This window comes from Waltera sp. (assembly GCF_046969025.1).
Lineage (GTDB): Bacteria > Bacillota > Clostridia > Lachnospirales > Lachnospiraceae > Acetatifactor > Acetatifactor acetigignens.
In genome coordinates this window covers 1-22,017 of record NZ_JBKVQF010000016.1, presented here as the reverse complement: position 1 = coordinate 22,017, position 22,017 = coordinate 1, and the positions used below count along the sequence as shown (strand labels likewise).

Genomic DNA, 22,017 nt, shown 5'->3' with positions numbered 1-22,017 from the left:
CTTCCCATACGATTCCACATGTGTCATCTCACAGGAGTGATATGCTTCCCGGTAACGGCGGGATTCCGTTCAGAACTACTGACCTGGGCTTTTGTTCTGACAGCTCAGAAGTGATTTTCACTTTTTCCCTACTCGCACCGGTCTCTCACCATCACCGGCTCGCTTTGCCTTTCTGCGGAAAAGTTACTCTCTTCGTCAATGCATTTTTGATATACCGCTATTATATATCTCATTTTTTTGCGTTGTCAAGCCGGATGTTATGATTTGCTTAGAAAGCTTTTCTTTCTTGCTTTTCCGACATTTATTTCATATAATTATTTTAAGACTGATATGTGTACCGATCTTACCGGAAAGGGCAGGGAATTCTATGGAAAATACGCAAAATACGCCGAAAAGAAGCGGCGGTAAAATATCATATACTCTGCAGGCGATCGGCCTGATTCCCCTGCTGGCGCTGGGGATCGTCATGTTATTTTTCACTTCCCAATGGTTCACAAAAACTATGTATCAGGAAGTGGAACGTGAATTGTATGATGCCACAAAAAGTGCCACTACACTTCTGAACGCTGCCTATCCCGGCGATTACCGGCTGGAAGGTGATGTTGCCTACCTTCTGTATAAGGGCGATGTAGATATCACCCGTGAATATTCTCTATTTGATCAATTCAAAGAGGATACCGGACTGGACATCACCCTGTTCTACCAGGATACCCGCATTCTGACGACTCTGTATAACGCCCAGGGTGACCGCATTGTCGGCTCCGGTGCTCCGGATGTGGTGATCCGTGATGTCCTGAATACCGGTGAAGATCATTTTTATATCAACACTCTGATCAATGGAAAGACTTATTTTTCCTATTATAGTCCTGTCCGCAATCAGGACGGCAGCATAGTTGGCATGCTTTTTATAGGAAAATCCAGTGCCGCCGTATCTCAAGCCATTCAACGTTATGTCTATCCGCTGACATGGCTGATCATCGGTTTTGTGGCTCTCGTGGCTGTCTGCATCTATTTTTACACCAGAAGATTCGTGGCTGTATTACTCCATATTCACAGCTTCCTGTCAGAGGTAGCCTCCGGGAATCTGAACGCCACACTGGATCATTCCGTAACAAAACGCAGTGATGAATTAGGTGATATCGGTCGCTGTGCCCTGTCCATGCAGCGCTCTCTTCGTACCATGATCGAGCAGGATGCCCTGACCGAGCTGTACAACCGACGCAGCGGGGAAAAAAAGCTGCGCCAGATCTTCGAGGAAGCCCAATCCTTCCGCCATTCTTTTGCGCTCGCCATCGGAGATATTGACTTTTTCAAAAAGGTTAATGATACCTACGGTCACGAATGTGGGGATGCCGTACTGAAAAATGTCTCTGCCCTGCTGAAGCAGCATATGTGGCGCCGTGGCTTTGCCGCGCGTTGGGGTGGTGAGGAATTTCTACTGGTATTTGAAAATGTAGATCTTGCAGAAGCACGGAAACAGCTGGATCTTCTCATGGACAAAATTCACGAACTGGATACACTCTACGAAGGGCAACACGTGAAGATAAATATGACCTTCGGACTGGTCTGTGAGTCTGACAAAGATGTTCATACATTATTAAAAGAAGCTGATGAGAAATTATATATCGGTAAGACAAACGGTCGTAACCAGGTGATATCTTAACCCGGTTACGACCGTTTTTTATTTGTTTCTGATCTTGTTATCTTTAACCTTGCAGGCATTCCGGATTCAACAGGAAATCATAAATATTGATTGTCAGAATACCATATTCATCATAATATGGCTGCACAATATCTTTTGTAATGACAATTTTTTTAAAAGAGTCATCAATCTTCCGGAACGGTCGGATTTCCTGCGTCCGCTTTGTTTCATCCGGAAGAGAATATGCCGATTGAATGTAATATCTGGCAGAACCAAGATTGCAGACAAAATCCACTTCCAGCTGCCTGCGGTTTACCTTTCCTTCCAAATCTTTTTCTGCGATAGGGACAACACCTACATCCACACTATATCCCCGCATCCGGAGTTCGTTATAGATTACATTTTCCATGGAATGTGTCTGCTCCAACTGCCGGAAATTAATTCTGGCATTCCGAAGCCCCAAATCAGAAAAATAATATTTCTTAGGAGTCTCTATATATGACTTTCCCTTAATATCATAACGCTGTGCTGACTCTATCAAAAAAGAATCTTCAAAGTAATCCAAATATTTCTTTATGGTTGCAGAAGTAATTTTAGATTTCTTCACGGTTTTAAAAGTGTTCTTTAGTTTTTCCGGATTGGTCAACGAACCGATCGCAGAGGAAAGAATATTTAGCAGATCTTCCAATTCCCCAATATTCTTTATACGATTCCGTTTCGTAATATCACGGATATAAATTTCGTTAAATAAATTCTGCAGCGCTGTTGCCTTATCCCCGGCACCATCCCGCAGAACCACTAATGGAATTCCACCGTAAAGCATATATTCAGATAACCCGGTATATTTATCTCCGTTATAAACAGACATAAATTCAGCAAAGCTGAGAGGGTACATATGAATTTCATCACCCCTGCCTGCAAATTCCGTAGCAATATCCTTTGACAACAGTTTTGCGTTACTTCCCGTCACAAACACATCAATATTCTCTTTGCGAAGATATCCATTCAAAACAGCCTCAAAACAATCCAGCATCTGAATTTCATCCAACAGCAGATAATATATTCCCTCTCCTGTAGTTTTCGACCGAATATATGCCATAAATTTCTCCGGATCCACACCCCGCTTTTCCTTTTCGATCTGAATAAGACTTTCACCGATCAGGTAAAGATCATCCGCAGAATCAAAGGCAAACCGTATGATATGGTCTGCTTTCACACCGGAATCTAACAAATGATGATAGAAAATGTTATTCAGCAGATAAGACTTACCACATCTTCGAATACCGGTAATCACCTTGATTAATCCATTGCTCTTTCTTTTTATTAACTTTTCCAAATAGAAATCTCTGCGAATATCCATATATTTTCTCCCTGGAATAGATTTTTGCAACTGGTTGCACTTTTCTATTCTATTATATGGATAATTTAACTGAAAATCAATATACTTGCTTCATTTTTGGAAAAGATTTTTGCAACTGGTTGCACTTTTCTATTTCAAATTGTAAATAAACAAAGTAATTATTTATTGTTCCATCTGTCTGCCCAGGAAGCCCGCCGCAGACAGAGCCAGTTTCTGCTCCACTTCCCCCATTTTGCTCTTCCCGTCATTTTCCAACAGGATCACACTTCCGATGATGTCCCCTTCGCAGATGATCGGCGTGATCAGCTGCCAGGCATAGTCCACGGCAATGTCTTCCGCAATGTTGACATAGTTGCGGTCTCCTTTTGCGGCAATCACAGTCTCTCTATTATTGACCTTCTCTTCCAGTTGACGGCTCACGGATTTATTTAACAGTTGCTTACAGCCTCCTGAGACGGCGATGAACTGGTCTCTGTCCGCGATCAGTGTGGCATGTCCCGACACCTGTGCCAGGCTCTCCGCATACTGTTTGGCAAATGTGGTCATCTCTCCGATAGGGGAATATTTTTTCAGGATGACCTGCCCCTCTCTGTCGGTGAAGATCTCCAGCGGATCACTCTCTCTGATGTGTAACGTGCGGCGGATCTCCTTCGGGATCACGATGCGTCCCAGGTCATCTATTCTTCTTACAATTCCAGTTGCTTTCATCATTTTTTCCTCCATGACATATTGCGTAAGATAAATCATCATCTCGCATTACTAATCATTAACGTTGCAGTTAGTATGCGAAATGCAGGAAAAAATATACTTTAAATTGCCAGATACACCGTCATTCAGCAGTGCCATTACTGGCTTATATTTATAGCAGTTCTGTATTTTTCCTCAGAATTATTGTTTTATATTAAAATTAAAATGCATCCATTCAATTTTCACTCTTGCATTATCGAATTTTTCAATTCTCAATCAGACTATTTCGTACTGTATTTTCCTTATTTCTATGTTACACTTATTCTGTTTACGACAATTTTTTATGGGAGAGTTTAAACTATGAATCACAAAAATAATAACAGAAGTTCATTTTCCGGCAAGATCGGCTTCGTTCTGTCGGCTGCCGGAGCATCCGTAGGCTTAGGCAATATCTGGCGTTTCCCGTATCTGGCAGCCAAATACGGCGGCGGTATCTTCCTGTTGATCTATATTATCCTGGCGCTTACCTTCGGTTATAGCATGATCGTGGCAGAGACTTCACTGGGACGCATGACAGGTAAAAGCCCCGTGGGTGCCTTTCATACCTTTGGGAAGTCCAAATGGCTGTCCTTCGGTGGATGGATCAACGCTATTATTCCTATTCTGATCGTTCCTTATTATTCCGTCATTGGTGGATGGGTGATCAAGTATCTGGTGGAATATGCCAAGGGTCACGGACATGATCTGGCAGCGGACGGTTATTTTTCCACGTTTATTTCCAATGGTGTCTCTACAGAGCTGTGCTTTATCGTATTCACTCTGTGTACTCTGGGCATCATCTACGCCGGTGTCCGCAACGGTATCGAGCGTGTATCCCGCATTATGATGCCGATCCTGGTAGTGCTCTCTGTGGTCATCACAGTCTATTCCGTTACCAGACCGGGAGCCCTGAGCGGTGTGAAGTATTTCCTGATCCCGAATCCCGCGAATTTCTCCTGGATGACAGTCGTAGCTGCCATGGGACAGATGTTCTACTCTCTGTCCATTGCCATGGGTATCCTCATCACCTTCGGCTCTTATATGAAAAAAGATGTCTCCATTGAAGGTTCCACGAAAAATGTGGAGATCTTTGATACCGCCATCGCCATCATGGCAGGTCTGATGATCATTCCCGCCGTGTTCGCATTTTCCGGTGGGGATCCCGATACCTTACAGGCTGGTCCTTCCCTGATGTTCATCACACTTCCCAAGGTCTTCGACAGCATGGGAATGGGCACCTTCGTAGGTATTATGTTCTTCGTACTGGTACTGTTCGCAGCCATGACCAGCTCCATTGCACTTACCGAAAGTGCTGTGTCTACTTTCGAGGACGAGCTTGGCTGGGGTCGTAAAAAATCTACCGTGATCATGGGTGTGATCATGCTGGCACTGGGAACGTTATCCTCACTGGGTTACGGACCGCTCGGTGCTGTGAAGATCATCGGCATGCAGTTCCTTGATTTCTTCGATTTCCTGACCAACTCCGTGATGATGCCTATCGCTGCCATCACCATCTGTCTGCTGGTATCCCGCGTCATCGGAGTAAAGGCTGTGGAAGAAGAAGTCATGCACGGAGAAGCCGCTTTCCGCCGCAAAAAGATATTCAATTTCATGATCAAGTATCTCTGCCCGGTATTTGCTGCGATTATTTTATTAAGCTCCGTGGCAAATGCATTTGGACTTATTTCTATGTAAGATGCCAGGGTCATAAACAAGAACCCCACGCTGTGCTCGCACAAACGTGGGGTTCTTGTTTCATGACCCGCTCCGATATTCGCATAAAAGGGAAGCGTCAGCTTCACGATATGCGAATACCGGGCAGGATTGTGAGAGTGCGCAGCACAGAGCAATCCGTCAGGCATCTTACATCTTACTATATGTTAATGATCCGTCCTGTCTCCGCATTTACTCTATGTGAAATTGAGATTACCGTTCTTCCTTCCGAGGCACGCTTCAGTGCCTGCAACACCTCTTCCTCGGTCTGGGCATCCAGATTTGCCGTAATCTCATCCAACAGAAGGAGCTTCGGCTTCGCCACCGCAGCTCTGGCAATAGATAACAGCTGCCACTGTCCCTGGGAGAAGATCTCCTGGGTACAGGGAGTGTCATAGCCTTTTTCCAATTGTTCTATCGTCGCATCCAGTCCCGCAATTCTTGCAGCCCCCCGTACCTCTTCCATGGTAAAAGAATCGTCATACAGCGTGATCTGATCCTTCACGGTACCGGGTACTCTATGAAAAGTCTGCTCCACATAGCCGTACAGGCTGCGCTTTTCATGTTCCGGAATCTGAAAAGCATCTCTTCCCTGAATCAGCACTTTACCCTCTCCCGGCTGATAGAGTCCCAACAACAGTTTGAAGACCGTACTCTTCCCTGCTCCGGTTCTTCCGGACAGTGTCACCTGTTCTCCGGGATACACTTGAAAATTTAAAGCCTGCAAAATATTACGGTCATCATCCTCATAGCTAAAGGTCACATTTTGCAGTTCCACAAAAGGTTTTTCCGGTCTATTCTGTGGTTCTGCCGGTTTTTCCCCGGAATTTCTCTCCGGCAATTCCTCCAGCGCATAGAATTCATTGATCCGGTGCACGCCCGCAATGGCAGACTGTATGGTCTGGATCTCCATTCCCAGACTCTCCACAGGGGTAAAAATCTGTGAGATATAGTTAATTACCGCTACCGCTGTACCTGCAGACATACCGAACAATGTCAGCACCTTTGCATTACCGGAGGCAGAAAATAGCATCACAACCGCCACCACGATAGCATTCAGGATCAGGATCACCGGGGAATAAATGGCATCATAAAAATTCGTGCGATCTACCGTGCGGTAGCTCTCCGCAATATATTCATCATAGCGCTGCTCCATGTAGCGCTCTTTTCCCAGCGTATGAATGGTGCGGATATTGTGCAGCGTCTCAGGCACATGTCCGGAGGCTCTGCCCACAGCACGACGGTTCTCGATCTGGGCTTTCAGCATGTTTTTCTGCACCGTCCGGGTGAACCAATACAGAAATGGTAACAGAACCAAAAGTACGATCGCCAGTCCTCTGTTTTTTAACCAGATCACCACCAGGATACTTATAATCTTACAGGCATCGGCGAACATGCTGATGATTCCGGAGGTAAACAGGTTCTCCACCGTATCCACATCTCCTACGAACCGGGATACAATAGTACCGGGTTCCTGCTTCGTCAGTTCCCCTGCCGTCAGGTTCGTGTATTTCTCCATCATGCTGCTCCGCAGTGCGTGGGTAATCTTCTGACCGAAGACCGTCAGCAGACCTTCCCGAAGGCTTTCGGTCAGCCCGGTGAGTACCGTAAAAGCAAAATACAGTATCACCAATGCAACCGGAACTGCGTTTCCTGCGGTGATCGTATCCACGATACTTCCCAGAATCCAGGGCGGCAAAAGTGCGGTTACAATGGCACCTGCGACTGCCAACAGGATTCCCAGCGACAGTCCTGTATAGCCTGTCAAAGTCTGACGGATCACGCTGCGGACATTTTTCACATTCTGTCTCTTATTTTTCTGCATCTGTTTATTTTTCTGCATGATCCGGACCTCCCTCCTGCGTACTGTGTGCATCAGCGCCATCCGCCTGTGCTTCATACAGTCTCGCATACTCCGGGAACGTTTCAAGGATCTGTTCGTGGGTTCCTGCGGTCACTTTTCCATCCTCCATCCACAGCACCTGATCCATTTTGGGGAACAGATACAGCCTATGGGACAACAGGATCACGATACTGTCCGCTGCCATCTTCCGCAGATTGGCAAAGACCTCTTCCTCCGTCTTGCGATCCAGTGCGGAAAAAGGATCGTCCAGGATCAGGACCGGACGCTTATGGCACAGGGTTCTCGCCAATGCCAACCGCTGTGCCTGTCCACCGGAGAGTCGGACGCCACCATTTCCCACAATGGTGTCCATACCCTCTTCCATCTCTGCCACCTCACCGTCGAAACAGACTGCCTTCAGATACTTCTCCGGATCGTCATCATCGCCCAGCAGTATATTGTTACGGACACTATCATTGAACAGCTCCGGATCGTGTCCTAAATATCCCACCATGCCGTTTTGCTCTGCCTTGGTCATCCCGGATAATTCTTTGCCGTGGAAACAGATCCTTCCTTCGTAAGGGTATTCACAGAGGAAGGTCTTTCCCAATGTGGATTTACCACACGCCACTGCGCCGGTGACACCAATGATCTGTCCCGGAGTGGCTGACAGATTGAAGTCCTCATAGATCTTCTCTCCGCCGGGATAAGCGAAGCTTACATCCGATACTTCCAGCGTTCCCGGCTCCTGTACCAGGCTATCGTCCTCATAAGTGGTTTCCTTCATCAGTGGCTTGATGCGCTTCCAGGAGACCTGGGCTTTATGTACTGCATTGAATAGCTTCGCGGCATGAGAAGATTTCACGGCTAACTTCAAAAAACAGGATAAAAACGTGGTAAAGGCTGCCACATCCCATATTTTCCAGCCTGTTCCCAGCACATTTCTGCTGCCGAAATACAGGATAAACAATACTCCTGTCATGGAGATGATCCGGTACAGCGGGGGGAACGCAGTACTCCAGATATTGGCCTTCACAGCAGATGTCTCATAATCGGTAAGGTTCGCTTCATAGGCCCGCCTGCGCTCTTTTTCTCTGCCATAGACACGGTAAGTGATAGCGTTAGTGGCTCTGTCCAGTGTTGCGGCACTTAAATCTCCAGACTTTTCCTTATAAGCAGCTCCGGTGCGTTGCACGTTACGCTTCATCTTCTCCGCCAGCACATAAGATACCGGTAAAAACAGCATACCTAAGATTGCCAGCCGCCAGTCATAGAATAACAACATTCCCACATATGCCGCCAGTGCCACACCGGTATCGAAGATCTCTGTGGTAAATTTCCGCATACCCTCCGCGCAGTCGTCCACATCCAGGATTGCCTTGGTCATCACATTTCCGACACCCTCTTCTTCCAGTTCGGCACGGCTTCTGTGCACCAGGCTGCGGTACAGGATCTCTTTCATGTCACGATTTACATTATTGGCAAAACGTCTGACATAAAAACGTTTGATATAACGGGAGATCTGCACGATGGCAATAGACATCACATATGCTGTCACCAGCACCAGCATATCCCGGTATCCTGCTTTCCCGCCCAGAATGTCCACCAGGCATCCCGTCATACGACCCTCGAACCACGGTCCTGCCAGAAGTCCGAGGTTATAGATCAGACCGGAAAACGTGACTGCCAGCAGCACCGGCCACTGGGTTTTGAAATAATACAGGATTTGATCCTTTTTCGCTGCCTCATATATCTGTTTCATCCTCTCCGGCTCCTTCTTCCACACATTTTTCCGCATTGACAACCCCTGTCCTTCCCACGTCACCCATCAATTCTGCTTCTTTCCTCAGCACTACATAAAAAGATGTACTATCTCTGATTTAGATAATAGTACATCTTTTTCGTCTGTCAATGTATTTGATTACCATCTCAGGCCTTCAAAATCTCCGAAATGTTCCGCTGAATCCCTGCCGCCACATCCGGTTTATTCATGGAATAGACATGGATATGTTTTACACCGTTCGCCAGCAGATCGATGATCTGATCGGTGGCATAGGCGATACCTGCCTGTTTCATGGCTTCCGGGTTATCGCCGAAACGGTCTACGATATTTTTGAAGCGCTCCGGCACATTACAGCCGGACAGTTTTACGGCATTCTTCACCTGTACCCCGCGGGTGATGGGCATGATGCCGGGAACGATGGGCACGGTAATCCCAGCTTCCCGCACACGGTACATAAAGTTGAAGAAGATATTGTTGTCGAAGAACATCTGGGTCGTCAGGTATTCGCAACCGGCATCCACCTTCGCCTTCAGCCCCTGAATATCCGCATTTTTGTTAGCAGAATCGGGATGCACCTCCGGGTAGCAGGCACCTCCTACGCAGAAATCTCCGTTTTCCTTAATAAAACGCACCAGATCGGAGGCGTGCGTAAAATCTGTAAATACTTCTCCGTCGAAATCCTTTGGAATATCTCCTCTCAGAGCTAAAATATTCTCGATCCCTGCTGCCTGCATTTCTGTAAGAGCTGCACCGATACTGCTCCTGTCAGCGCAGACACAGGTCAGATGCGCCACAGTAGGCACATTGTACTGCTTCTGAATCTCTCTTGCCAAAGCAATGGTATGTCCCTTGGTACTGCCGCCGGCGCCATAAGTCACGCTCATATAAGCAGGCTGCAATGCCGCGATCCCCAGTGCTGCTGCCTCCACATTTCCGAAATCCGTACTCTTCTTCGGAGGAAATACCTCAAAAGAGATCGTTGCTGTATCTTTATTCAAAATATCTCTGATCTTCATACAATTCTTCTCGCCTTTCCATCATCTACATACCTTCAGGCTACGTAATTACCCTTTGTTTTCCCGCAAAAAGATCGGCAGGAAATCCTGTTTCTCCTCTTCTGCGGTCTCACTCGCCGCAATGACATTCCGGATATTCTGCATCCGCTTATCCAGCGCTGCGCTCTGCTGCGCACAGTCATACAGCTCATCCTTTAAAAACTTCGACTGACTTTCCGGAATGTTTTTCTTATACTGCAGCTTGTGCTCCAGGCTTGCCCAGAAATCCATGGCTATGGTGCGGAACTGCACCTCCACATAGACCAGTTTCTTCGTATTCTGTAAAAAGATCGGCACCTGCACGATCAGATGCAGGCTCCGGTAGCCGCTCTCCTTGGGATTCTTTATATAATCCTTGCGCTCGATCAGGGTGATATCATCCTGTCGTAAAAAGCTCTCCGCCAGTTCATAAATATCATCCGGAAACGAACAGATGACCCGGACACCGGCGATATCACGGATATTCTCCTCAATGCCTTCCAGCGTCATGGGAATATTTTTCCGGCGGATCTTCCTAAGGATGCTGTCGTAGGACTTCACTCGGGTCTTGATGCCCTCGATGGGATTGCGGTCATATTCCAGGGAATACTCCTGATTCAGCACCTTGAATTTCGTCTCCACCTCCATGATGGCACACTGATAATAAGACATCAGCTCGTCCATGGGGCGCTTATTCTTCTCGATCAGATCCAAAAACTCGTCTGAGAGTAAATGTTGCTTCAAAAATTTACCTCTGATGGTATCCATTGTGATTTATTCCTTCTCTAAAGTACTGCATTACATAACGATTCTATTATATACACTCAATCGCATCACTGCAATAAAGTTAAAAGAAAGAATTTGAGAAAAAAACAGGAACAGCAGCGATCTGCCATTCCTGTATCACTTTTGCTTTATCCATTCTCACAATCAGCTATGATTTTCCTTACTTCCTCAATGCTTTTCTCTGTGACTGCCGCAATCTGCTCCGGTTGCATTCCGTTTTTATGCATCCTGGCTATCATTGTTGCTTCTGCTCTCGCTTCACCGATTGCAATTCCCTTTTCTTCGATTCCTTCACTCAAATTACACATTGTACTCACATCCCTTCGCAAATTTTCTTCCAACTCAATATCGTACTCTGTTTCCATGATCGACATTTTCTCATCTACTGTCAGTTTCTGCGACAGTAGTGCTCCCAGAAGACGGTGCAATTCATATCTCTCATCCTGTTCCGGAAGTTCTTTTGCAATCCCAATCATTATAATATTGATCAGATCGATTTTTCCCTTCCATTCATGGTTCCCGATTACAGCATCATTTACAAAATGAATATGGTTCATACTGTTCTGTTCCATATTCATACATATCCAAATGGAATAAACTCGTTTAATATCATCATAACCGGATTTAACAAAATCCCGCTCCTTTTGGGATGATACCAGGCGACTCGCATAAAATATCGCACGATTTAAAATCTCATAACTCGTCGGTTCATCTTTCTGTGCTTCCACATTTATGATGATTTGTGTCAATCCGGCATCCTTGCTATCTTCAGATGGTAACCGGACATAAAAAATAATGTCAAATCTTATCAGTCCCTCGTTTATTTCCACGTTTTCCGTATTCAGACCGATAATCTGCTGTCCCTGTTGTTCGTGATTGGTCATCCCCGGTTCTATCGGCACCTTGCTGATATAAGGTGTTCCTTCTATATAGGGGATCACCTCCCTGGGATTCATCCCCTTGAATTCATCTACTGTTCTGGTCAGTATATGAGCCAGTATAATTTTATGCCCTAGCAGATTTTTGACTTTCGCATCATATTGTGCCTTTTGATTTGTCGCTATTACAGCTCTTTTCAGTGTATTATGCATAAGGTCTTATCCTTTCTACAAGACCTTCTCCGAAATTCTCTCCCAAAATATATTATATCTTACGAAAACTATTGCCACAACTACTATTTTCACTTCCGCAATCTCTTCCGATACCCTGCCGGTGTCTCCCCGTAGGCCCTCTGGAAGGCATCGTTAAATGCTCTGGCATCGCCAAAGCCTACATTCATGGCAATCTCGTAGACTTTTTTGTCAGTGTCCAGAAGCAGTGTGACTGCATGTTTCAGGCGGATCTGATTGACATAGTCCTTGAAATTTTTGCCGGTGCTTTTATGTGCATTTATCCGCAGAGCATAACTTTAGCGGAGAAAACACCATTCTGACAGGCAAACGTACTTGCACCACCGCTTTTTTCTGCAATATGTTGGATTGACTGGATGCCGACGCCGTTTCCCTTTCGTTTGGAGGATTGAAATACACCGTTCTTCTCCCTGATTTCGCCGTCATAGGCATTCTCAACTTCGATCAGAAGCAGCCGCCCGGCATGCAGGTATGCAGTGATTTTAATCTGCCGTCTGTCTGGTGCAGTGCGGATACTGGCTTCGAGCGCATTTTCCAACAAGTTGGACAAGACCAGACACATGTTGATCTCATCGATCGGAAGAGTCTGCGGCAGATCGAGCTTTGCACAAAAGGGAATGTCTTCGCGCTTTGCCAGGGCACAATAATAGCCGATGACGCTATCTGCTGCGCGGTTTTCGCAGAAGTGTATACCGAGATCCGGGATGCGGGAAATGGTTTTTTCAAGGTAGCTTTTCAATCCCTCCATATCGCCGGTCTCAGCCAGTGCGGAAATTTGATTCAGTTGATGGCGCATATCATGCCGCGCCTGCCGCACTTCTTCGATTGCGGTTTTGAGATTCTCATAGCGTTGCTGCTGCAGGAAAAGAAGCTGGTTTTCCTGCTGTAATCTCGCGTTGCGGTTGAGACTGGTGGCCATTAGCAGGAAAATTGCGTTGAACCAGAGCAAAAGCAAAAGAAGTGCAATACTTATCACAATATAGCCCTGTAATACACGACCGGTCCGAAGCGTCGTCTGATAGCGCGGGATCATAAAAAGGTTCAAAAAAATGAACACCAGCGGCAAAACCCAGAACACATACCACGTTTGCGCAAAATTATCGTCCTCAACCATCACACGCACTGCATGGGTTGACGGATAGAACGCAGCCAGCACCAAAATCCAGCAAACAACATTATAAAATACACAGGCTGCAAGGCAGAACCACGGTTCGTCCTGTGGCAGCTGCATATGCAGAGCAATCATAACACTGATAGCTCGAGACAAGCTGTTGATGCATGCAAACACTGCGCAGACAGTCAGTGCAATTGTTCCGGATTTCCAGAGGGAGATTTGGAGTGTTCCGGTATATAGCCCAATTGCAAGCAATGTGATCCCTGCCAGGGCAGACGCAGTGGAAGCATGCAGCTGATAGCAGATGATCCCAGCACCGATACACAATCCTGCCATCAGTGGGAGAATCCGGGCGGCAAGTTTTCCGGGGGACTGCTTCAGATAGGATTTTACAGGGAAATATGCAAGTAAAAGACCGGGGAGTACGACGGACAACTCCAGGATCGGACGCAGAATATCTTTCATCTCATACACCCCCTTGCAGCAGAAATTCCATAAATGCCTGCCTGGCAGGCTTCAAAAGTTCCTGGTTGACATATATGCGGCTGCCGTCGGTCATGCAGAAAGCGGCGGCCTGAAAATCAGCGACATGTTCTAAATTGACAATCGTACCGCGGCCGCAGACAAAAAAGCGTGGATCTTTTTTCAGCGGCTCGGTAAATGCCTTAAAGCTTTGCCGCGTGGCAAGCGTTTTTCCGGCAGTTGTGCGAATGTTGATCATATGAGCAAAATGCTCGGCAAAGATAATGTCCCTATAGCGAAGGCGAACGTCGCTGCCACTGACTTTCACCGTCAGAATCGGCTCCGGACGCGGAAGTTTAGTGAGCATTTCAGCAAGCAGAGCGGCAAGTTCTCCCTCGGAAAAGGGCTTCACGAGGTAGTGAAATGCCCGCACCTGAAATCCCTCCAGTGCATGGTCGGTAGATGTTGTGGTGAAGATCAGAAAGCAGTCTGCATCCGTCTTCCGAAGTTCCTTTGCGGCATCCATGCCGCTTAATCCTTTCATGTAAATGTCCAGAAATGCCACAGTAAAGTGCCGTTCTTTTTCTGCTGCGAGAAAGCTCTCGCTGCTATCAAATTCTAAGATCTCCGTCTCTACACCGTACAAGCTCAGCTGTCGCTCAAGCCGCATTTTCAACAGCGCACGTTCGGTCTCGATATCATCCACTATTGCTATTCTCATACCGGACTGACTCCTTTGTAAAAAATTCCAGTAACTATTCCAAACTAAATTATATCATACCTGTCCAACACCGACACAATGAAAAACTCAGATTTCGTGACGGAATTGAGGGTTTCGTGCCAAACGGCTTGAAAAGCGTTTGCATATCCGTATACTGACAAGCAGAAAGCATCAATGACGGCAGAAGGGAGGGAGTGCTGTGTACCGCATTGCCGTGCTGACAAGTAGCGAAACACAGGAAGCCTTTTATATAGAGCAGCTTTCACGGTTCTGCTTTGAACGCGGTCTGTTTCCCAAAATGGACTGTTACCGTGGGCAGGAGTTGTTCTTTGATGTGGCGCGTGTAAATGCGCCAACCTGCACTGTGATCGCACTTCCGGGAGTAGAAGGGTTGAATGCGGTGGAGCATCTGCGGACGCTTTTTCCCGAAACACGCATCATCTGGTGCAGCGATCTGGATTTTTCCCTGCATGCATTTCGGCTGCGTGTAGACTATTTTCTGTTAGAGCCAATAACAGAAGAAGCGTTTCAGCAAGGACTTTCTACATGGTCAGATGGGAAAAAAACGTCTGCCTTATTCCGGGCGGATCACAACAAACATAACAATGAGGAGGATTATTGATGAAAAAAAGAAAAAAGATTTATTCTGTATTTAGCTTTCTTCTGGCGGGAACACTGTGCCTGTCTATGGCGGCCTGTGGTGGAACGCCCACACCGGCAGAGGACGAAACAACATCTTCTGCACCGTTATCCGGTGCACTGCCCGTGAAGGCTTTACAACCCAAACACGTGGATGAAAACCCTTATATGGCAAAAAGTGATGCAAACATCCATCACGACGGCTACAACACCGACTCAACGGATGAAATTCTGCCGCTCGGCATCTATCCGGAAATCAATGTTTCCTTTGAGACAACGAACCCGAACGCCTCACCCGCGATTTACTTTGACAACTACGGTCACGCGGTCGTGCCACTGCTCGGCGGCATCGCCATCCGTGATCTGAATGCAACAGAGACGAAGACGCTCGGCTATTTTTCACCGATGCAACATGATGGCGGCGGTTACGTCATCCAGAGTTCCTACACCTTCCTTGACTCTAAAAACCGTGTCGTCTGCCCGACGAGCAACAACCATGTACTGATACTGCGTACGACAGAGGAAGATGGCAGCGTCATTCCGGAATTTGAAAAGGTTCTGGATATCGATATCAAGGCAGCTGCTGAGACCGCGCTCGGCAAAGAGCTGACACAGAATCTTCTGTCCGTGGTCTTTGACTACGACGGAAACCTTTGGTTCGCCACCGGCGGCTTCCGAATCTATCCCGAGCGGCAGCAGCAGGGTGTTCTCGGCTACATTGCCCACACAGCGATAGAATCGATTCTGAATGGCGAACAAACCGATCTTTCAAAGGCTGTCTTTGTTTACGGGCTGCCCCTTGGCGAGGGCGCAGAAAACGGCATTGCTGCCTCCAAAGACGGTGCGGTCATTCTGACGAACCAGAACTGCTATCTGTTGCGCGCGGAAGAAGGTGTGAACGTTGTGTGGTGCACGCCATATGAGAGTGTCGGTGCGAAGGTCAGTCATGATGGCGATAAGACTACCGGCGGCGGCCTTGCCTGGGGTGGCGGCTGCTCGCCCACACTGACACCAAACCTTGTACTGTTCACCGACAACGCAGACCCCGTTAAGCTTCTTGCGCTCGACATGAAGACCGGAGAGGTCGTAGCCAGCATGCCTGTTTTGGATGATCTGCCCGATGGGTATCAGGTGGCGGTTGAGAACTCTGCAATCGTTTATGACGACGGTGAAGGCACCGTCAGCACGATCGTCTGCAACTGGTTCGGCGCTGGTAACGCAGGTCTTGCCGACCCTGACAATGACTCTTCGATTCAGAGCTACGCCAACATTTATGACCAGAACTGGCTGATGAAGGGTAATGTTATGATCGCCCCGGGCGTTGAGCGGGTGGACACCCTAAAAACCGCCGATGGCTATGAAATGAAGAGCGTCTGGAGCCGGAACGATTTGCGCGACACGGCGATCATGAAGCTCTCCACTGCAACAGGCTATATCTACGGTTATGTACAGGATTTGGATACCGGCATGTGGCAGTACATTATTTTGGACTTTGCAACGGGCGAAACCGTCTTCACGATGGATGTGTCCAACAAATACGGCTACAATAATATGGCTATCGGCATGTACACCGGCAGCAACGGAAATACGCTCTACTGCCCGACAGGCTATCTGGAACTGCTGCGTTTGCAGGATCGCTTTGTGTATCTGCCCGAGCTTCCGTACCGTGAGGTTGATCTTGATCAGGCTGCAAGAAATGTTCTTTCGCAGGATCAGTTTGAGCAGGATGGCGGTGAAGGTACGGTTGCAAGCTGGCACAACACCGCGACCATCTGCAACGTGCATCCCAACACCATAGTAGCCTTCCGTATGAACAACCTGTCCGGCAGTGCCTCCGATCTGACGCTCTACGCCTATGGTGCAGACGGCAAGCTGGAAAAGGTTGGCTCTGAACTGTGGTCGCTCACAGACGAGACCGGAGCAAATGTGACGGAGCTGACAGACGGCGTGCTCTATGAACTGCGCGTGACCGTCTCCGACGGCGGTGATTTCGACCTGAGCGAAACAGAAAAAGAAATCAAGCTATCCGTTGTACTTGGGAAATAAATCAAGTGACCGGGGTTTGATCTGTCGTGAACTCAGATCGTAGATGCGATGATCTGCATCCTGCCCTGTAACTCTACCTTACCGTAGCCGTCGGGCAGGATCAGGTGATCGCCCTTCTTTAAAGGAGTACCGTTCAGGGTGCCTTCGCCCTCTACCACGCTCATGAGAACAAAGGGCTTATCCTGCCAGGTCTCCACACGATGCTCCACATCAATACGGTATACGGTGTAGTAAGGGCAGCAGATCAACTGCTGGATCGCATCGTCCTTTTTCTCCGTGTGTACCACACTGTTCTCTGCGGATTTGGCAGGGACGGTAATGACATCAATACTCTGGGTGATGTGCAACTGTCTGGGCTTACCGTTACTCAGTCGGTCATAATCATACACCCGGTAGGTAATATCGCTGCTCTGCTGGGTCTCAAGAAGCAGTGTACCGCCCTTAATGGCATGTACGGTACCGGGATCGATCTGGATGAAGTCCCCGGGCTTAATAGGAATCTCACGGATGAACTCTTTCCACTTTCCTTCCTGGATCATCTGCTCCAGTTCTTCCCTGCTCTTCGCGTTGTGTCCAACCACCAGCGTAGCATTTTCCTTACAGTCTAAGATGAACCAGCACTCGGTTTTGCCCAGGGATCCGTTCTCATGTACCTTCGCATAAGCGTCATCCGGATGCACCTGGATGCTTAAGTCGTCCTTTGCATCAATGATCTTGATCAGCAGCGGGAAACGATCCATTCCCGTGTCTCCGAACAACTCGGGGTGCTTCTCCCACAGCTCGGACAGCTTCATTCCCTTATAAGCGCCGCTTGCCACGGTGCCGTCTCCGTTGGGATGGGCGCTGATACCCCAGCACTCACCGATGTCGTCGCCCTCGATGGGGTACCCAAATTCTCTGTTTAACCGGGTACCGCCCCAGATATTGTGGGTACACACCGGTGTTAAAAAAATAATATCTTTGTTCATGATCATCTATCCTTTCCCATGATACTTACTATGTATTGCACGGCATCTTTCCCGTTATTCCGCTACTTAGCTTTGCAACGTCCGTTTCTGGAAAAATATTCTATCTGATATGTAACACATTTCTTCCGATCTGTCTACCTGACTTCCGTACTATGCCTATTCCGCTTCTGTTTCTGTTCTTACCCCGGATACAATCAATGACACCAGATAAAATCCAGCCTTATCGTTCTCGTGTGTCTCCGTGATCTCGATTCTCACCCGGTGTTCCCCATAGGGCAGATGCTCCGCAATCGTTGCCAGTTCCATCTTATCTCCCCAGGTCTCATCAAAGGTTCCGTCCAACACGCACGCCGTCTCAGGGTTCTCATCCACCACTGCTGTGGCAATGGGTGCAGGTCCGTCCTTCACTCGGCGGTATTGCACGGCGGCACCGGTTCCCCGGAAAGTGAACTCCAGATAAGCTCCTTTTTCTCCGGCGCTCCATCCGTTACGGAAAATATCCGTGATGTCTCTCTGCGGTGTCATATCTTCTTCAAAACCGCTCTTCTCCGGTGTGGAATTAAAATATTGTAGTCTCACGCAATGCTCATAGGCATTCTCTGTCAGCGGGGCCGGGAAAATTTCCTGCGGCTCTTGCGTTTTATCATGGATTACCTTTTCCAGGAAATTCGTGATCACAGATGCCATGAATTCATGACCAAGATCATTGGGATGAAGGAAATCTGCCGTAATCTTCTCTGCCGGCAGTCTTCCGGCTGCCACAGCGGGATAGATACTGTTCTGCATACTGATGCAGGGCAGATCATAATGTCGTCCTACCTGCGCATGATAATATGCCGCACTTTTACCGGTATCATAATAGACATTATGGATCAGCACCATTGCCGGTGCGCTCGCACTGCCATAAATCTGCCTCACCAGACCTTCGTAGGTCTCACAGAAATGCGGCGTACTGTGATCGTTCACGGAAAATTCTACAAATACCAGATCCGGTAGCCGCTGAAGCAGGTCTTCCTGTACTCTCGCCGCGCCGAACTGGGAATCGGTAGCTCCGATTCCGGCGTTCACATAATCAAATTCCGTATTGGGAAATACCTTTTTCAGCCAGCCAAATGTCCTTGCCGCATAACATTTGTCCGGTTCCGTAGCGGAAAATCCCTGGGTAATGGAACCGCCGATAAATCCTACCGTAAGCCGCTCTCCTTTGGCTGCACGGTTCATAAAACCTTTCAGTCTGGTCAGGTTGCCCCGGTTCAGGATTCCGGCTTCTTTATCAATGATGTTCCCCGCACTCTTGCGGTTCTCATAGATGCTGTTTTCCAGCGTGCAATAACGTTTCGCCTTGTTTTTCAGAGTCTTGCCGATGCGGAAAATTTCCTCCGGGCGGTATCCTCTGGACTCCAGATAATAAATGCCGCTGTACAGGTTGATCGATACATCGGGGTATTTATCTCCGATCATAGCTTCGAACATGATCATAATATGACCGATTTTCTCCCAAGCAGCTTCCACATGATTGTCCAACAGCAATAGGAACTCATCCTTTTTCACATGGCACACCATTTCCTGTCCCTTCAGGTGCTTTTGAATGTGCGTCCCCAGATGGTACAGAAGGCTGTTTTTCACTTCCTCACTCATCTTCGCGGAAATCTCATCGTAATCCCGGATGCCCAGAAATACCTCTGCATACTGACCGTCCTGCCAGGGCAGGATCTGTTCCAGTTTTATCGAAAAGCTTTCCGTTGTCTCCATTCCGGCAATGTCCGGTTCCGGCTTTTCTGTATCCTTTTCCCGCTCCCTGACATTCCCTGCATATTCTTCACGGTTCAGATAGCTTTCCATCATCCGCGTCATAGTAGACAGAATTTCACTTTCCGTTTCTGTCCACTGACGTCCTTTATAATATTTCTCCAGCTCCTGCCAGATGCCGGTCTCCCGGTCTGTTTCCTTCCTGTCTGAGGTATAATCAACATAATTATAGTTCTTGTCGTACACGCTGAATGCATTTTTACCGCTGCGTTTCACCCGGTACAGTGCCTGATCCGCTTTTTGATACAACTCCTCATAAGAGGAAGCATCCTCCGGATAACAGGAGATTCCCATACTTAAGGTCACGCGTCTGCCGGACATGTGGATCCGGTCTGCCATACGGGATATCCTCTCCGCCGTCTCCATGGCATGCTGACCCGCATTTTCCCCACGGCAGAATACACAGAATTCGTCACCACCGATACGACCTGCATAATCCTCCATGCCGGCGCTGATCAAAATCGCATTGGCAATTTTGATCAATACTTCATCACCGTATAAATGTCCGCAAGTGTCATTGATCGTTTTAAAGTCATCAATATCAACGATGATAAAAGCTCCTTCTGTGTCATCGGCCTGCCGGATATGCTTTTCCACCAGCTTACGCATTTTCGCTTTATTGTACAGATCTGTCAGGGAGTCCCTCTCTGCCTTCTGTTCCAACAGCTCCTGGTTCTTTTTTTCTCCTGTAATATCAAGCGTCTTCCCCATGATCTTATATGGCTTATGATCCTTATCATAGACCGGAATCCCTACATAACGGAACCAGACAAATACCGATTCATCACTGACTTGTCTGACTTCATAGGAAATATGCTCATCGCCCCGGTCCATTGCGGCGCAGAATTCATCAAAAGTCGCCCAATCATCCGGATGCACAAATCCCCAGTTATGCATCTGTTCCTGATAGTTTTCGATGACCATGTTGGTGGTATTCCACTTTCCTCCAAGCTTTCTGGAAAGCACATATTTTTTTGAAGCAATTTCATACTCCCACAGCGCACAGTCGGAATTGTCCTCGGTAATCTTCCTCCTGATACGTTCTTCTGCCAGTTCTCTTTCCAGTTCTTCGATTCTGGCATATAATTCCTCTTTTTCCATCATACGCTGTCTCCATCACTTAAAAAGGACCCGCTCATCGCGGGTCCCTCGATTCTATCTTCTGCCTTCTTCTGTATCGCTTGTTGTGACCACGCTGTGTTCTTTGATATAGTCAACCACTTCATCGATGGTCGTAAATGCCAGCCCTACGTAGCTGTCTGCTGCGCCATAGTAAATGGCGATCCTGCCGCTCTCGGAATCATGGATGGTAGCGCAGGGGAAGCATACATTCGGTACAAACCCTCTCTCCTCATACCACTCTTCCGGTGTCAGCAGGAAGTTCTCACAACGATATTTTACGATGGACGGGTTGTCAATATCCAGGATCGCTCCACCGATGGAATAGACATAACCGTTACAGGTTCCGCTCACACCATGATAGAACAATAGCCACCCTTCGGAAGTCTCAATGGGAGCTGCACCGCCACCGATCTTTAAGGACTCCCACCATTCGGAAGACTTGCCCATCACATATCTGTGTTTGCCCCAGAATACCATATCGGGGCTCTCACTGACGAAAATATCACCGAAGGGCGTATGTCCGCTGTCGGAAGGGCGGGACAGCATCATGAAATTGCCGTGTACTTTTCTGGGGAACAGTACGGCGTTACGGTTAAAAGGAAGGAACGGATTCTCGATTCTGGTAAACGTCTTGAAATCCTTGGTTTTCGCAATACCGATGGCTGCGCCGTAGAAATCCTGACACCAGATGATATAGTAGGTATCTTCTACCTTTACCAGTCTGGGATCATATGCATAAATCGGCATGAAAGGCTTGCCTTCTTCATCTACGAACTGGATCTTATTCTTATCAAAATCCCAGTGAATAGCATCCTTGCTGCGTCCTAAATAAATATAGGGAATACCGTTGACCTGTTCACCGCGGAACACGCCGATGAATTCATCACCGTAAGGCATTACCGCACTGTTGAAGATTCTGGCTACTCCTTCTACAGGATTTCTGCCAATAATAGGGTTCTCACTGTATCTCCATACCGGTGCACCGGTATGTCCTTCCGGTTTATCCTGCCAGGGTACATTAGGTACTGCAGGGCTGATCATCTTAACTTTGCTCATTCGAGTTACCTCATTTCTACTACAATATATTTATGGTTAATATCCCTTACAGCCAGTAAGGAA

17 protein-coding genes are annotated in these 22,017 nt (G+C 47.6%); 4 read left to right on the top strand and 13 right to left on the bottom strand.

Annotated elements, in window-relative coordinates; all coding sequences use genetic code 11:
• The first annotated feature begins 367 nt into the window (after positions 1 to 367).
• Positions 368 to 1,663: a diguanylate cyclase gene (locus ACLTOH_RS09920; RefSeq protein WP_227732882.1), complete on the top strand. Its 1,296-nt coding sequence runs from the start codon at positions 368 to 370 to the stop codon at positions 1,661 to 1,663.
• 43 nt (positions 1,664 to 1,706) lie between these two features.
• On the opposite strand, the gene ACLTOH_RS09915 is transcribed toward ACLTOH_RS09920, so the two are convergent.
• Positions 1,707 to 3,002 (bottom strand): ATP-binding protein, encoded by a 1,296-nt coding sequence (locus ACLTOH_RS09915; protein WP_227732880.1) that lies wholly within the window; start codon positions 3,000 to 3,002, stop codon positions 1,707 to 1,709.
• Between the two features lie 162 nt (positions 3,003 to 3,164).
• Entirely contained in the window at positions 3,165 to 3,710 is a 546-nt protein-coding gene (spoVT, locus tag ACLTOH_RS09910) for a stage V sporulation protein T (protein WP_118503700.1), read from the bottom strand.
• Positions 3,711 to 4,049: 339 nt separating this feature from the next.
• On the opposite strand from spoVT, the gene ACLTOH_RS09905 reads away from it, so the two are divergent.
• Positions 4,050 to 5,423 carry a sodium-dependent transporter gene (locus ACLTOH_RS09905; RefSeq protein WP_412224056.1) on the top strand — a complete coding sequence of 458 codons (1,374 nt, stop codon included), beginning with the start codon at positions 4,050 to 4,052 and terminating at the stop codon, positions 5,421 to 5,423.
• A gap of 178 nt (positions 5,424 to 5,601) precedes the next feature.
• On the opposite strand, the gene ACLTOH_RS09900 is transcribed toward ACLTOH_RS09905, so the two are convergent.
• The 8 genes from ACLTOH_RS09900 to ACLTOH_RS09865 form a co-directional block, all read right to left on the bottom strand.
• The gene (locus tag ACLTOH_RS09900) at positions 5,602 to 7,284 is read right to left on the bottom strand and encodes an ABC transporter ATP-binding protein (protein ID WP_412224054.1); all 1,683 of its coding nucleotides are present in this window, start codon (positions 7,282 to 7,284) and stop codon (positions 5,602 to 5,604) included.
• The gene (locus ACLTOH_RS09895; protein WP_412224052.1) at positions 7,271 to 9,046 is read right to left on the bottom strand and encodes an ABC transporter ATP-binding protein; all 1,776 of its coding nucleotides are present in this window, start codon (positions 9,044 to 9,046) and stop codon (positions 7,271 to 7,273) included. Before ACLTOH_RS09895 ends, ACLTOH_RS09900 begins: the two co-directional genes overlap by 14 nt.
• 167 nt (positions 9,047 to 9,213) lie before the next feature.
• Entirely contained in the window at positions 9,214 to 10,083 is an 870-nt protein-coding gene (gene metF, locus ACLTOH_RS09890; protein WP_412224050.1) for a methylenetetrahydrofolate reductase [NAD(P)H], read from the bottom strand.
• A gap of 48 nt (positions 10,084 to 10,131) precedes the next feature.
• Positions 10,132 to 10,869: a GTP pyrophosphokinase family protein gene (locus ACLTOH_RS09885; protein WP_154495461.1), complete on the bottom strand. Its 738-nt coding sequence runs from the start codon at positions 10,867 to 10,869 to the stop codon at positions 10,132 to 10,134.
• A 146-nt stretch (positions 10,870 to 11,015) separates the two neighbouring features.
• Entirely contained in the window at positions 11,016 to 11,978 is a 963-nt protein-coding gene (locus ACLTOH_RS09880; protein ID WP_118669375.1) for a hypothetical protein, read from the bottom strand.
• Positions 11,979 to 12,067: 89 nt separating this feature from the next.
• Complete coding sequence (locus tag ACLTOH_RS09875; RefSeq protein ID WP_227062170.1) at positions 12,068 to 12,280, bottom strand: helix-turn-helix domain-containing protein; 213 nt, start codon at positions 12,278 to 12,280, stop codon at positions 12,068 to 12,070.
• Positions 12,277 to 13,596, bottom strand: coding sequence for a GHKL domain-containing protein (locus ACLTOH_RS09870; protein ID WP_412224048.1), 1,320 nt, complete (start codon positions 13,594 to 13,596; stop codon positions 12,277 to 12,279). Before ACLTOH_RS09870 ends, ACLTOH_RS09875 begins: the two co-directional genes overlap by 4 nt.
• A 1-nt stretch (position 13,597) precedes the next feature.
• A complete protein-coding gene (locus tag ACLTOH_RS09865) occupies positions 13,598 to 14,314 on the bottom strand; it encodes a LytR/AlgR family response regulator transcription factor (protein ID WP_412224046.1) in 717 nt (238 codons plus the stop codon).
• Between the two features lie 199 nt (positions 14,315 to 14,513).
• Here ACLTOH_RS09865 and ACLTOH_RS09860 point away from each other — a divergent pair, with 199 nt between their 5' ends.
• Positions 14,514 to 14,936: a response regulator gene (locus ACLTOH_RS09860; protein ID WP_262593709.1), complete on the top strand. Its 423-nt coding sequence runs from the start codon at positions 14,514 to 14,516 to the stop codon at positions 14,934 to 14,936.
• Positions 14,936 to 16,999, top strand: coding sequence for a hypothetical protein (locus tag ACLTOH_RS09855; protein ID WP_412224045.1), 2,064 nt, complete (start codon positions 14,936 to 14,938; stop codon positions 16,997 to 16,999). The genes ACLTOH_RS09860 and ACLTOH_RS09855 overlap by 1 nt, the downstream gene beginning before the upstream one ends.
• A gap of 32 nt (positions 17,000 to 17,031) precedes the next feature.
• Here ACLTOH_RS09855 and manA read toward each other — a convergent pair whose 3' ends face one another.
• The 3 genes from manA to ACLTOH_RS09840 all read right to left on the bottom strand — a co-directional run bounded on the left by manA (position 17,032) and on the right by ACLTOH_RS09840 (position 21,954).
• On the bottom strand, positions 17,032 to 17,967 hold the full coding sequence (gene manA, locus ACLTOH_RS09850; RefSeq protein WP_227732834.1) for a mannose-6-phosphate isomerase, class I: 936 nt from the start codon (positions 17,965 to 17,967) through the stop codon (positions 17,032 to 17,034).
• 156 nt (positions 17,968 to 18,123) lie between these two features.
• The gene (locus tag ACLTOH_RS09845) at positions 18,124 to 20,880 is read right to left on the bottom strand and encodes a diguanylate cyclase domain-containing protein (protein WP_412224043.1); all 2,757 of its coding nucleotides are present in this window, start codon (positions 20,878 to 20,880) and stop codon (positions 18,124 to 18,126) included.
• 51 nt (positions 20,881 to 20,931) lie between these two features.
• Positions 20,932 to 21,954, bottom strand: coding sequence for a glycosylase (locus tag ACLTOH_RS09840; RefSeq protein ID WP_412224041.1), 1,023 nt, complete (start codon positions 21,952 to 21,954; stop codon positions 20,932 to 20,934).
• Between the last annotated feature and the right edge of the window lie 63 nt (positions 21,955 to 22,017).